A 13562-nucleotide genomic window follows, 5' to 3' on the forward strand; every position below is an offset into this window, starting at 1 on the left:
CTAATCAATCGCTTATATTCATTTTCTATCAATCAGCCATATTTTATTAAATGCTTATACTTGTGTAAGATGCCTTCTATTATAGGGAGCTTTTTTATGCCTAGACCAGTGTACGGCCGTATCAATATGTGAATAAATGTGAGGATAAAACAAAGTTTGTAACTTATTCGACACTCAATTTCGAAACTCAATAAACAAAAAACCAAGCACAGATAGATTCTATGCTTGGCAACTCTTAATCAAATGATGTGAAAGCGTGAGTTAATTAGGGTCTGTTGCCCATTACGAGGTTTCACCCACACGGTTAATGGTTTTTAATAAGTGTTCTTGTGCGATATGCACTGGTTCATCTGCTGCGGGCTGAACTTGCGTCCAAACTCCAGCACCATCGAGTGTCCATGCTTGCACATTATCTCGTAGATAGTTTTGTAGACCATCTTCATAAATCTGCTTAAACAGCTTTTTGTCTTCAATAGGAAACGCAGCCTCCACTCGGTGAAATAAGTTGCGATCCATCCAATCAGCACTGCCACAATACATGCGCTCATCACCATCATTATAGAAGTAATAAACACGCGTATGCTCTAAAAAGCGGCCAACAACAGAGCGGACAGTGATGTTTTCAGACAGTCCTTTTACTTGTGGGCGTAAGCAGCAGATAGAGCGCAGTATCAGCTCAATCTTAACCCCAGCCTGTGAGGCGTCATAAAGCTTATCAATCAATCGACGTTCCGTTAGGGCATTCACTTTGACAATGATATGGGCACGCTTGCCAGCCTTGGCATGAGCGATTTCATCATCAATAAAGCTCATGAGCTTTTCATGCAAGGTAAATGGCGCATTCAGTAGCTTTTTGAGTTGAGCAGGCTTGCCCATACCAGTAAGCTGTTGGAAGATTTTGTGTACGTCTTCCGAAATATCAGGGTCTGCCGTAAATAGCCCGTAATCGGTGTATGACTTGGCATTACCAGCATGATAGTTGCCCGTACCCATATGCACATAGCGGCGGATGCGGTCGTTCTCGCGGCGCACAATGAGCATCAGCTTGGCGTGGGTTTTATAGCCTACGATACCATACACGACAACTGCGCCCGCCTCTTGTAGAAAGTTGGCAACGGCAATATTGGACGCCTCATCAAAACGCGCGCGCAGCTCGATAATGGCTGTGACCTCTTTGCCATTGCGTGCGGCAGCAGCAAGGGCTTTGACCACTTCTGAATTGGTGCCAGAGCGATATAGCGTCTGCTTAATGGCCAATACTTTGGGGTCATTGGCAGCTTGCCACAACAGATTGATAACGGGTAAAAATGAATGGAAAGGATGATGCACAAGAACGTCACCCTTACGCATAGCGGCAAACATACTGGTGGCGGTATCAATCTTGTCGACATCGCGGCGAAAGGCTTTGGGTATCACATGGCTAAACGGCTGATAACGTAAAGCTGGAATATTAAAATCAAACAACAAGCGGGTTAAATTGACAGGCCCATTGACGCGGTACAGCTGATTGTCATGCAGCTCAAACTCATTGAGCAAATAATCGCTGATTTCAGTAGGACAGTCGGTTGTAACCTCAAGACGCACTTTGTCACCAAAGCGGCGGTTTTCAAGCTCACCCTCCAGCGCCTTGGCAAGATCATCGACGTCATCGGACAGATCTAAATCTGCATTACGCGTGAGCCGAAACTGATGACAGCCAGTGACATTCATCCCGGGAAACAGCTCGCCGATATGCTCATGAATCACCGCCGATAGCATGACGTGATGCTCTTTACCACCTGTCAGCTCATCAGGCAGGCGTATCACTCGTGGCAAACTGCGCGGCGCTGGTACAATGGCGAGATTGATATCACGACCGAAGGCGTCTTTGCCCTCTAAACTTGCGATAAAGTTCAGGCTTTTATTGACCAGACGCGGGAACGGGTGTGAGGGGTCAATACTGATCGGCGTCAGTACCGGTGAAACCTGCTCGGTAAAGTAGCGATGCATCCATTCTGACTGCTCAGCGTTTAGCTCGTCACGCTTGAGATAGCGAATATCCGCCTCAGCGAGCGCAGGCAACACCTCTTCATTCAAAATGCGATACTGCTCATCAATGGCTTCGCGAGCAACCTTTGATATCTCCTTTAAAATCTCACTCGGGCGCATCCCATGCGGGCTACTGGCGACGTCGCCCAAACTGAGCTTTTGCATGAGACCTGCCACTCGAATCTCAAAGAACTCATCCATATTGGATGAAAATATGATTAAAAAGAACAAGCGCTCAAGTAGTGGATGCAAGGGACTGGCAGCTTGTGCTAAAACCCTCTTATTAAAGTCTAATAAAGACAACTCACGATGGATATAGCTGCTGGGCGAATAACTGCCGTCCTCTGAACGTTGCCAAGCAATCTGGGTCTGGCTGCTACTTGCTATACTGTCTGTTGTACGACTGGCGTTAATCTCTGTCTGGGTTGACTGAACGTTGCTATTTTGCATGCGCTTCTCATTCATTTGAGTGTCATTGTTTTGATTGGTTTTTGCCCGTGCCATGCCACTGCTCCTTATTATAATGCATCACTGCCAATCGCTATTAGTCGCTAGCAATGGTTCATATCCATATTACCGTAACTACGCAGCGCTGCAACCCTATATCTACTCTACTACCACTAACCTCATTGACAAAATAACTCATGCGCTTATGGCAGTACTGCGTTATTCATGCGTTTTTTGACAATACGCTGCTTATTACGCAGGCGCCTATCACCTTGGTTGTCTTGATAATATTTTGGATTGGTCAGCATACTGATTAATAACGCCGATTCATCGCGATTTAGCTTGGCAGCCGATTTATTAAAATAATGCTGAGCTGCCGCCTCAACCCCATAAATACCATTACCAAACTCTGCCACATTAAGATAGGCAGTCAAGATGCGCTGCTTATCCCATAATGCTTCGATCATTACGGTGATGATGGCTTCCTCGCCTTTACGGATATACGAGCGATGCGAGGTCAAAAACAGGTTTTTGGCCAGCTGCTGAGTAATCGTGGAGCCGCCAGCAGACATCTTGCCTGTCTCTTCGTTTTTCTTACGCGCCGCTTCAATACCTTTGAGATCAAACCCATTGTGCTGACTAAACGTTGAGTCTTCACTTACAATCGCGGCTTGTTTGGCAGATTTTGCAATGGCATCATATTCTACCCATGTCTGGGTGACAGTGCCGCCCGTTAAACGATGCGTCAGCATAAACATGCTATTATTAATCGGTTGCGTCTTCCAAATCAGCAGCAAGCCTGCAACCAACACATGAAAAGCGACCACCAATAGCATGAACGCCAATAAAAACCGTTTGATAAATTTGCCAAAGCTTGTCATGCGTGCGATATCCAAGTGGTTAAAAAGATAATAAGATAATAAGATAATAAGATAATAAGATAATAAGATAATAAGATAATAAGATAGGATAACTATAAAACTAGGTGAGTATAAATAAGTTAAGTGGGTATTTATAAATAGCAGGTCATCTTACCTAATCTCACAATCGCTGTCATTATTTACTCCACTTCTTTATTATGTATTAAAGTCACGTTTATATTGATATTTTCAATTAAACTTCTAGGCCGTGTCCTCATTTTTATCACCATTTTTAAAGTGAGGACACGCCCTAATAAGAAGTAATTTTTGACAAGTATAAAGAAAAGAGAGTCAGCATGTCTCATGATAATAATATAGAAGCATTGCGGGCAGAGATTATTAAGGCAAACCCAAGCCTTGATACGCCTGATAACACTCAAAAATGGTGGTTACTTGGCACCTCAAACTGCCATTTGTGTGAGGTTGCGGAGCAGCTGTTAACACGTTTCCAAGCCGTACAACCTATTGAGTATCTGCATGTCGATATTGCAGACTTTGATGAGGCGCTGATGATGGAGTTTGCCACCACTATCCCCGTCATTTTGACACCCTCAAAAAGAGTGAACTATCCGTTTTCAGTCATGGATTTGCAGCGGCTATTAGCTCCATAGTAATCATAATAATAGTAGTCATAATAATAGTAAACTCAGTAGCATTGACCTCATCATAAAATAGTAATAATGAGAAACTTATGAAAGATTTGAAAAAAATAACAGAAATAGAAGACTTGCGCCGTGTCGCTGAGCGCAAAGTCCCACGTATGTTCTATGATTATGTCGATTCAGGCTCATGGACTGAGACCACCTATCGCAACAATGAGACTGACTTTGACCGTATCAAACTGCGTCAGCGGGTATTGGTAGACATGGATAACCGCAGCCTTGCAACACAGATGATTGGCGAACAAGTCAAAATGCCAGTTGCCATCGCTCCGACTGGCTTCACTGGTATGATGTGGGCAGATGGTGAGATTCATGCTGCGCGGGCAGCAGAGAAGTTCGGTGTACCGTTTTCACTCTCAACCATGAGTATTTGCTCTATTGAAGATGTGGCGACACACACCAGTGCGCCTTTTTGGTTTCAGCTATATGTCATGCGTGATCAAGACTTTATGGCCAATCTCATTCGCCGCGCCAAAAATGCTAACTGCTCAGCGCTTATTTTGACCGCGGATTTGCAAGTACTCGGTCAACGTCATAAAGACATCAAAAACGGTCTCTCTGCGCCGCCAAAACCCACGCTTGCCAATATTTTGAACCTGATGACCAAGCCACAATGGTGCATGAATATGCTCGGTACCAAAAGACGCACCTTTGGTAATATCGTTGGTCACGCCAAAAACGTCGCTGATATGTCATCGCTGTCGGCATGGACAGCAGAACAGTTTGACCCGCGCTTAAGCTGGGATGATGTCGCACGTATCAAAGATGCTTGGGGCGGTAAGCTGATTATAAAAGGCATCATGGAGCCAGAAGATGCGATCATGGCTGCCCGCAGTGGTGCCGATGCGTTGGTGGTATCAAATCATGGTGGTCGGCAGTTGGACGGTGCGCTGTCATCTATTGCTGCTTTGAGCGATATCGTGCAGGCGGTGCAAGCAGAGAATAGTGCCATCGAGATATGGTTAGACAGTGGTATTCGCTCTGGTCAAGATGTACTAAAAGCCATATCATTGGGTGCAAAAGGCACGATGATCGGTCGCTCGTTCTTATACGGGCTTGGTGCTTATGGTGAAGATGGTGTACGCCGTGCGCTTGAGCTTATCTATAACGAGTGCGATATTAGTATGGCGTTTTGTGGTCATACCGATATCAACCAAGTGACGGATGATATTTTAGTAAAAGGGACTTACGAAAACCTCAAAGCTGCTAGTTTTTAAAGTCATCAGTTTTTAAAGCTACCAATCATTGAGATCGTCAGTCCTTAAGTGATGACAACATGCTTTTAGATGACATGCTCTGACTATACCCTTTATACTCTATTTATAACTTATAATCGATACTCGGCTTTTATGACCATTAAACAACTGTTAAAAACAGCGCCAGTCACCACTTTACTCTTAGTCAGCTTCATTGGGCTGTTTGTCATGCAAGTGCTGACAGGCGTCGATATCAACAATCCTTCGACAGAAGCGCTCATATACTGGGGCGCAAATGCCCTACCTTTTACCATGGGCGATCAGCCATGGCGACTGGTGAGTAGCGCGTTTTTGCATATTGGCTTGATGCACTTATTGTTTAACGGCTTTGCCATGTACTTCTTTGGACAAGTCGCTGAGCCGATGTTTGGCTCTGCTAAGTTTTTGGCATTGTTTTTACTATCAGCGATCGGTGGTAACTTACTAAATAATCATGTCACGTGGTTAGGCATTTTGGACGGTACTGGACAACCAGGGCTTTCAGCGGGCGCATCTGGTGGCATCATGGGTATCGGCGCGGCATTATTGATAGCAGCATTGTTCAAGATATCAGTGAATGGCTTGGTGCTCAATCTTAGAAGCTTGGTATTTATCATGGGCATCAACTTGGTTTATGGCTTTGCCGTACCGGGTATTGATAATGCGGGTCATATAGGCGGGGCTATCACAGGACTGCTGATTGCACTGGCTTTTGCTATCGCCTATCGTCAACGCATGGCAGCCATGCAGCAGAATATCCCTAGCATAACTATTTATCAAAACCGTTACCCGACCGAGCAAACCGACTATATTGATTCGCCAACCAGCAGTAATATTGGCAGCGACATTCCTGTAAATTCAAGCATAAACCCCTACGATGTTCGTACTGTCTCTGCCCAGTCAAACATACCTGCCAAGCCTGCAATGATCTGGCGATTGCTACCATGGATGATGATGTTACTCATCACCTTTGGCTTTGGCTGGTGGTGGCAAGATATTCACCTGCAAATATTAGAAGTACTAAAAATCATTGAGTAAACCGTCATACTTATTTATCATTGCTTAATAGCTCATGAAAAAAGCATAGTCGTTTATTCTTCCCTACTCGATTTTCTACCCAATCATTCCCACTCACTTATGAGATTCAATTATGTTCAAACTTGCAGCGCTCTCTATTAACTCTAAGCGCGCCTTGCTTAGTACTTTAACGGCTACTGCACTATTCAGCGTAGCCAGCGTATCCAGTGCAGCACTTTTTAACAACCTACCTACTGACCAAGATGCTGAACTAAGCGTTGGTGTCAATGTCATGGCAGTTAACTCAGCCTATGATTTAGAAGACAACACTGAGATTCGGGTATTACCGGGCGTTTTTTATGATAATAATAGAGTCTATGCGCGTGGTGCTCAAGCCGGCGTGTACCTTCATAATGATGGCACCAATCAGCTATCTGCTTATGCTCAATTGTCAGGTTCAGAGTTTGATCCTGAAGATGCAAATGGTGCGCTTCAAGGTCTTGATAAACGCAAATCATCAGCCGCTGCTGGTTTGACTTATCTGCGCCGTACCCCTATTGGCGGTTTCCGTCTTCAAGCGGCTACTGATATCTTAGATCATAGTGGTGGGAATACTGCTCGCTTGACGTATCTGGCAAAAGTTACTAAAGGCAAGCTAACAGTCTATCCTAGCTTTGGCTTTGAGTATCATGACGAGGACTACAACCAATATTATTACGGGGTCAGTGATCAAGAATCAGCGAACACGGGCATTGACGCTTATTCTTCTAATGCAAGCTTGAACCCTTATATCAATATAAGCGCTAACTACGACTTCAGTGAAAACTGGGCAGGATTCTTCAATCAAAGCTTGAGCTACTTGCCGAATGAGCAATACGATAGCCCTATGGTTGACTCGCGTACTGATGCGACAACGACGCTAGGTTTGTTGTATAAGTTTTAGAGTTTTTAAACTGTGATTTTTAAAACTATGATGTAGAGTAGAAAGGCTGGGCATTTTGTCCAGCTTTTTATTTTTGTTTATCCGTTTTTTGACAGATCCTACTCTATAACATAGACACAAGGTCTAATAACATGGACACAAGGTCTAGGGCTTTATAATAAGGACTGCTCTCATTATGATTCGTTCTACCCTTTGGATGATTGGAGCGCTGACTTCATTTTGTTTGATGGCAGTGGGTGCACGTGAGCTGAATGGCCAAATCAGTGTGTTTCAGATTTTATTCTTCCGCAGTATCGTAGGCTTGCTAGTATTACTCCCAATCATACTTTTATCCAAGAGACGTGGCTTTTTATTTCCCAAGCGTCTTAACTTACACGTAGTCAGAAATTTATTTCATTTCGCAGGACAATACGGCTGGTTCTTGGGCATAGGGCTGCTGCCTTTGGCAACCGTTTTTGCTATTGAATTTACCGTCCCCTTTTGGACCATCATCATCTCATACCTGTTTTTAAAAGAATCGATAACTGTAAAAAAGATTATCGCGGTATTGTTAGGTATTCTGGGCGTAATAGTCATCGTACAGCCAAGCTTAGAGGTAGCCCATTATGGGTCACTAATCGTTTTGGGTGCCGCCATTTGTTATGCTTTCTCCCATGTGGCGACAAAGTCACTCTCTAATACGGAACATCCCTTAACCATTATTTTTATGATGTGTCTGATACAAGCGCCTTTGGGACTGCTTTTATTTATAGAAGGATGGACAACGCCAGTAGGCGTAGAGTGGCTATGGCTTACCATTATAGGATTGACAGCATTGTCAGCACATTACTGTATGACCAAAGCCATGCAATACGCAGAAGTGACATTCGTGGTGACTATGGATATGTTTAGATTACCGCTTATCTCACTCATTGGTGTACTCTTATACTCTGAACACTTTAGCGTGGCTTTGGTACTTGGCATGCTGCTGATAGTCGCTGGTAATTCGGTAAATATCTATGGTAAGAAAAACAGCACTTGAAATTCTATAGACCAGCTTCATATATAGAGTAGGTAAGATACACAGTAAGCAATCAAACATAAGGAGACTGTTATGAGTAAACTAATCACACGCAACTCTATCTTTGACAACTTCTTTGATGATATGGCACCGAGCTTTTTGATGCGTCCACTGCATGGTGATGCACTGCCTAGCGCCAACCAAATCAAGATTGATGTCAACGAAAAAGACAATAAGTTTTATGTCAATGCTGAGATTCCTGGCGTCGCTAAAGAAGACATTGACCTATCCATCACTGGGGATATTGTCTCTATTAGCGCAGAGATCGAACAAAAAGACGAGCAAAAAGAAGGTAATAAGATACTACGCAGTGAGCGTTACTTTGGCTCAGTCTCACGTAGCTTCCAGTTGCCAGATAAGGTAAAAGTCGATGAGGCAGAAGCGTCATATGAAAACGGCGTATTGCAGTTGATACTGCCAAAAGAGACCGGCTCAGATCGTAAGAAGCTTGAGATTAAATAACAACTAATAAGCTTCGCTAACAAGCTAAATAAATGGCTTAAATAGCTAAGGGCACTTGAGTTACTCATGTGCCCTTTTTTTGCTTACCCTATCATGGTGGGCTTAAGCCTGTTCAATAGGCTCGATGTCGTCTAAGAACTGCAAATCATCGGTTTCAGCCAGACGCAACTCATAAGTGGATTGCAGATTTAGCCAAAACTGAGCGCTACCACCAAAATACTTGGCTAAACGCAGGGCAGTATCTGCTGTAATGCCACGCTTCTCACGTATGATTTCATTGATACGTGCAGGAGTGACAGCAAGCTTTATCGCCAATGCATTGGCGCTCATATCGAGCGGCTCTAAAAAATCTTCTCGCAACACCTCGCCCGGGTGAATAGGGCGCATACCGTTTTTAGTCATAGTGCTTTCTCTCTTCTATATTCTATATTTCAGATACCATTTCTTATGAAATTAATGATAGTCGACAATTTCTACATGTATAGCGCCTTGATCTGTCCAAGTAAAACAAAGTCGCCATTGCGCATTGATGCGAATACTGTGTTGACCTCCCCTATCACCGCGTAAAGCTTCTAATCGGTTGCCAGGTGGAGCTTTCAAGTCTTCTAGCATAGTTGCATTATCCAGCAGTAGTAATTTACGTTCTGCAACATTTTTAATGGCTGACCAGCGCTTTGTTTTTCCAGTAGAAAAAAGAGTTTGAGTATCGCTGCATTTAAAGTTGATGATCATACAAGTCTCAATACCCTTTATTTATTTTTAAAATACATTATTATGGTACTTATTGTATATCGATAACCGATAAATATCAATAATGATATGTAAAAAATATATAATAGTGCCCTCTGCACTAACTGGATTTGTATGGTAGGTTAGTTTCTTCAAGTCCTCGTAGAGAGTAAAGACTAGACGTAACCCACCGATTTTTTTTTGATTGGCGGCCTATGTATTGCTAACCCTCCCTACTTACTTTTTGTTGTAAATAATACGGAGTGAATATGACTGATTTATTAAGTGTAATGAAACGCGACTTTGATGAGTTTCATATAGTCGGTCTTTTATAAATAAGATACAATACTATTAAAACTAAGAGAAAGATATTAATAACGATGACTTATTCTGCAGACTTCCGGGCGCAAGTGATCAAAAGCGTCAAAAACAAAGACATGACTATTCGTGAAGCGTGTGTACTTTCTATGACGTTAGCAAGACGGCATTACAACGCTGGTTGAAAAACCCAACAATCAAACAATCTCGGGATAAAGCACCCAGTAAAATACCAAATGAAGACTTCTTCAAGACGTTGCGCAATATCCAGACGATTACATGTATGAGCGAGCACAGCGTTTAAATTGTAGCAAATCAGGCATTGAGATTGCCTTAAAGCGTCTTGGTATCAGTCAAAAAAAGACCTTGGAACATCCAAAAGCCTGTCCGATCAAAAGAGCGATATTCCAGAGTAGGCTTGATCACTTTAAACAGCAAGGCTATCCCATTGTCTATATGGATGAAAGCGGCTTTGAGCACGAGACTATCCGCTCATGGCTATGCACCGATAGGTACACCCTGGTATAGATAGCTACAACTGGCAAGCAAAAAAGCGTACGAATGTCATCGGGGCATTGTATGAAAAAATGCTGTTTGCGCTTGATTACTTTGAGCAGAATATTAACAGCACCATATTCTACAACTGGTGCAAACGAACACTAATCCCAAGCCTTAAAACCAAATGCGTTATTGTCATGGATAATGCTCGGTTTCATAAAAATAAGCGTATCCAAAAACTACTCAACAGACATGGTCATCGTATTTTGTGGCTACCACCGTACAGTCCTGATCTTAATCCCATTGAAAAGAAATGGGCTCAAGCTAAGTTTCTACGCCAAGGCTGGATGGAGAATAATCTGCCTAAGCTATTTCATGATATGGGTTGTATCTCTTTTATTGTGGATTGACTATACTTGATTTAGACCATGAAGATGAGTTTATAAACTTACAGCGCGTCATAGATGACAAACTACAGCTTGAGCTGGTTCCGTTTGGTTCAAGCTCATTTAAGACTGACTTGATGACTCATAAGGCGTTGCAACCTTACGTAGAACTCTTATTAGATACCATTACTAAAGCTGATCGTGATTATGTGATTTTTTGCGGTAAAGTTTTTGAGAAGCTATTAGAAAACTATACACAAGAAAAAAAGGATTATGAATTTAATTTGGTAAAAACTGATGGCTCTTTATCAAAAAACAAAGCAAGGTTTTCGCGTTTGGTTTTGAATCATAAAGGACATCAGATTCAGGCAGGTATTGCTCACTCCTTTGCTCAGCAGGGTTTAACAGGTGCTATCATGGAAGATTATGGCAAAAAATGTTATGAGCTTTATAATCAAAAACTTATATAAAGAACGCAGTTAAAAAAAGATCTTGCCACCCCTAAAATAAAGGACGACAAGGTCTTTTTAATTCTCTAAATTTATCAGACTACTACAAACTAGCCTTTAGTTTTCACAATAGAGGCGACATTGCAGCCTTTATAAAGAATCTCACTGCTAGCATTTTGAATATTGGCCGATGATTTATGATAATTATTTAAACGCAGCTCACCAGTCATAATACTGAAATTATCTTCTTCACCAAATACCGTCATCGTATTGTCACTACGAGCTAGGTTAATGGGTAAAAATCTCTTTTTGCCATTGAGATTGGCTTCTGCAAACGTCGGTAAATACTGCTTATTAAAGCCATAAGTCACGCTGATTTTCTTGTTGTTTTGGCAGGTATAGTTCACCTGTCTGTGCTTGACAGCAGTGTCATAGCTCTCACTCGGTTCCATTACTTGATCTGAATAAGCGAGCGCTGAACCAGAACTAAGCGCAGCCAGCATAATACCAGCAGATGAAAGTGCAGCAGTTAATTTACTCATAATATGACCTCAATTAAATTATTAGAAGGGTTATAGATAAGAAAAATATAAACACGGACTGTATCGGCGAACTATTTATAGTTGTGCTAATTGCTCGCTCTTATTGTCCTTGTTGTTATTTAGGGCTGTTATTTAAGAATTGTTATTCATCAGCTCTTACCTATGCGACCATTTTAACCAAAATTTTTGTTGGTGCTGTTATAAATATTAGTTGGCTTGTCGTCTGAGCGTAAGATATTGTTTCGCGCTATGTATGTGGTTCATTCAATAGATAAAAAAAATACCTTGCCACATGACATGACAAGGTTTTTCAAATAACTTACTTCTTAGTGGAACAAATATGACACTTGCTTAAGGTACGATAGGTACAATTTGCGTGCGTCTTGTAGCAGTGTCATATTTGTTCCACTAAGAAGTAAGTTATTTGAAAAACCTTGTCATGTCATGTGGCAAGGTATTTTTTTTATCTATTGAATGACCCACTCATCAAACTGAGCTTCAGTCATCAGCTCCATCTCAACCGCAACTTGCTTAAGCGTTTTGTCTTCTTTATAAGCGGTCTTGGCGATTTTCGCAGCGTTTTCATAACCAACATGACGGTTAAGCGCGGTCACTAGCATCAGTGAGTTGTGTAAGAAGTCATCGATTTTTTCTTTGACTGGTTCAATACCTACCGCACAGTTGTCATTAAAGCTGTTGCAAGAATCACCAAGTAGCTTGATCGACTGCAATAAGTTATAAGCGATGACTGGCTTATAAACGTTGAGCTCAAAGTTACCTGCAGCACCAGCAAAGCTAATGGCAGCGTCGTTACCCATCACTTGCGCCACAGCCATGGTCATGGCTTCTGACTGAGTGGGATTAACTTTGCCTGGCATGATAGATGAGCCTGGCTCATTTTCAGGAATCGTCAGCTCACCTAGGCCACAACGAGGACCTGACGCGAGCCAACGTACGTCATTAGCGATTTTGTTGAGGCTTGCTGCTAGCGTTTTTAGTGCGCCAGAAGCAAATACTTCGGCATCACGCGCCGCTAGGGCTTCGAATTTGTTTGGAGAGGTCACAAACGGCAAGCCAGTTAACTCAGCCAACTGCTCAGCGGCTTTTACCGCATAATCTGGGTGTGAGTTAAGACCTGTACCGACCGCAGTACCACCCAGTGGCAATTCATATAGCCCTTGTAGCGCATTATCAATACGAATGAGCGAATGGTCAAGCTGGCTCACATAGCCGCTAAACTCTTGGCCTAAGGTCAATGGCGTGGCGTCTTGTAGATGCGTACGGCCGATTTTTACGATGCTATCGAACTCTTTGGCCTTGGCGTCTAGCGTATCACGTAGCGCTTTTACTGCTGGGATAAGCAGGCTGTTGATTTGACGAGCAGCAGCCACACGAATGGCGGTTGGGAAGCTGTCGTTGGTCGACTGTGCATGGTTGACGTGATCGTTCGGGTGGACTGGTGTATAACTACCACGCTCAGAACCAGCGATTTCGTTGGCACGGTTGGCCAGCACTTCGTTCATGTTCATGTTTGACTGGGTACCAGAACCCGTCTGCCAGACGACCAGTGGGAACTGATCGGTGAGACCACCATTAATCACTTCATCAGCGGCTTGTACGATCAAGTCGCGCTTGTCAGCTTCGATGCGCTCAAGGCTCGCATTGGTGATGGCAGCGGCTTTTTTGACCAGCGCCATCGCTTCAATCATCGGACGTGGCAAGGTCTCGCCACCAATTTTAAAGTTCTCACGGCTACGCTGCGTTTGCGCGCCCCAATAAGCATCAGCTGGGACTTCCACGTTGCCCATGGTGTCTTTTTCGGTACGAGTTGCCTGATTCTGTGACATAACGGTCCTCTTTGGTTTT

16 protein-coding genes are annotated in these 13562 nt (G+C 43.1%); 10 read left to right on the plus strand and 6 right to left on the minus strand.

Features of this window, described 5'->3' with window-relative positions; all coding sequences use genetic code 11:
* Positions 1-282 precede the first annotated feature (282 nt).
* Together ppk1 and mtgA are read right to left on the minus strand one after the other, a co-directional pair.
* Positions 283-2478, minus strand: a complete 2196-nt coding sequence (gene ppk1 / locus JMY01_RS09090; protein ID WP_201577433.1) for a polyphosphate kinase 1 — start codon at positions 2476-2478, stop codon at positions 283-285.
* A 200-nt stretch (positions 2479-2678) separates the two neighbouring features.
* On the minus strand, positions 2679-3356 hold the full coding sequence (mtgA, locus tag JMY01_RS09095; protein ID WP_201575254.1) for a monofunctional biosynthetic peptidoglycan transglycosylase: 678 nt from the start codon (positions 3354-3356) through the stop codon (positions 2679-2681).
* Positions 3357-3691: 335 nt separating this feature from the next.
* On the opposite strand from mtgA, the gene JMY01_RS09100 reads away from it, so the two are divergent.
* The 6 genes from JMY01_RS09100 to JMY01_RS09125 all read left to right on the plus strand — a co-directional run bounded on the left by JMY01_RS09100 (position 3692) and on the right by JMY01_RS09125 (position 8774).
* A complete protein-coding gene (locus tag JMY01_RS09100) occupies positions 3692-4006 on the plus strand; it encodes a glutaredoxin family protein (protein WP_201575255.1) in 315 nt (104 codons plus the stop codon).
* 80 nt (positions 4007-4086) lie between these two features.
* Positions 4087-5274, plus strand: coding sequence for an alpha-hydroxy acid oxidase (locus tag JMY01_RS09105; protein WP_201575256.1), 1188 nt, complete (start codon positions 4087-4089; stop codon positions 5272-5274).
* Between the two features lie 132 nt (positions 5275-5406).
* The gene (locus JMY01_RS09110; protein ID WP_201575257.1) at positions 5407-6330 is read left to right on the plus strand and encodes a rhomboid family intramembrane serine protease; all 924 of its coding nucleotides are present in this window, start codon (positions 5407-5409) and stop codon (positions 6328-6330) included.
* A 112-nt stretch (positions 6331-6442) separates the two neighbouring features.
* The gene (locus JMY01_RS09115) at positions 6443-7252 is read left to right on the plus strand and encodes a MipA/OmpV family protein (RefSeq protein WP_201575258.1); all 810 of its coding nucleotides are present in this window, start codon (positions 6443-6445) and stop codon (positions 7250-7252) included.
* Between the two features lie 175 nt (positions 7253-7427).
* Positions 7428-8273, plus strand: a complete 846-nt coding sequence (locus JMY01_RS09120; RefSeq protein WP_201575259.1) for a DMT family transporter — start codon at positions 7428-7430, stop codon at positions 8271-8273.
* A 72-nt stretch (positions 8274-8345) separates the two neighbouring features.
* Entirely contained in the window at positions 8346-8774 is a 429-nt protein-coding gene (locus JMY01_RS09125) for an Hsp20/alpha crystallin family protein (RefSeq protein WP_201575260.1), read from the plus strand.
* Positions 8775-8876: 102 nt separating this feature from the next.
* Here JMY01_RS09125 and JMY01_RS09130 read toward each other — a convergent pair whose 3' ends face one another.
* Both JMY01_RS09130 and JMY01_RS09135 read right to left on the minus strand, forming a co-directional pair.
* Positions 8877-9176 (minus strand): HigA family addiction module antitoxin, encoded by a 300-nt coding sequence (locus JMY01_RS09130; RefSeq protein ID WP_201575261.1) that lies wholly within the window; start codon positions 9174-9176, stop codon positions 8877-8879.
* Between the two features lie 51 nt (positions 9177-9227).
* The gene (locus JMY01_RS09135) at positions 9228-9506 is read right to left on the minus strand and encodes a type II toxin-antitoxin system RelE/ParE family toxin (RefSeq protein WP_201575262.1); all 279 of its coding nucleotides are present in this window, start codon (positions 9504-9506) and stop codon (positions 9228-9230) included.
* Between the two features lie 377 nt (positions 9507-9883).
* Between JMY01_RS09135 and JMY01_RS14320 the strand changes: the two genes are divergently transcribed.
* The 4 genes from JMY01_RS14320 (at position 9884) to JMY01_RS09145 (ending at position 11175) form a co-directional block, all read left to right on the plus strand.
* The gene (locus JMY01_RS14320; RefSeq protein ID WP_265089864.1) at positions 9884-10006 is read left to right on the plus strand and encodes a hypothetical protein; all 123 of its coding nucleotides are present in this window, start codon (positions 9884-9886) and stop codon (positions 10004-10006) included.
* Positions 10007-10100: 94 nt separating this feature from the next.
* A complete protein-coding gene (locus JMY01_RS14145) occupies positions 10101-10349 on the plus strand; it encodes a hypothetical protein (protein WP_227677800.1) in 249 nt (82 codons plus the stop codon).
* On the plus strand, positions 10346-10729 hold the full coding sequence (locus JMY01_RS14150) for a transposase (RefSeq protein ID WP_227678017.1): 384 nt from the start codon (positions 10346-10348) through the stop codon (positions 10727-10729). The genes JMY01_RS14145 and JMY01_RS14150 overlap by 4 nt, the downstream gene beginning before the upstream one ends.
* A complete protein-coding gene (locus JMY01_RS09145; protein WP_201575263.1) occupies positions 10726-11175 on the plus strand; it encodes a hypothetical protein in 450 nt (149 codons plus the stop codon). The genes JMY01_RS14150 and JMY01_RS09145 overlap by 4 nt, the downstream gene beginning before the upstream one ends.
* 89 nt (positions 11176-11264) lie before the next feature.
* On the opposite strand, the gene JMY01_RS09150 is transcribed toward JMY01_RS09145, so the two are convergent.
* Complete coding sequence (locus JMY01_RS09150; protein ID WP_227677801.1) at positions 11265-11696, minus strand: adhesin; 432 nt, start codon at positions 11694-11696, stop codon at positions 11265-11267.
* A gap of 467 nt (positions 11697-12163) precedes the next feature.
* Positions 12164-13543 (minus strand): class II fumarate hydratase, encoded by a 1380-nt coding sequence (fumC, locus tag JMY01_RS09155; protein ID WP_201575264.1) that lies wholly within the window; start codon positions 13541-13543, stop codon positions 12164-12166.
* Between the last annotated feature and the right edge of the window lie 19 nt (positions 13544-13562).

Origin of the sequence: Psychrobacter sp. H8-1 (genome assembly GCF_904846575.1) — a bacterium.
In the GTDB taxonomy this organism is placed as follows: Bacteria; Pseudomonadota; Gammaproteobacteria; order Pseudomonadales; family Moraxellaceae; genus Psychrobacter; species Psychrobacter fulvigenes.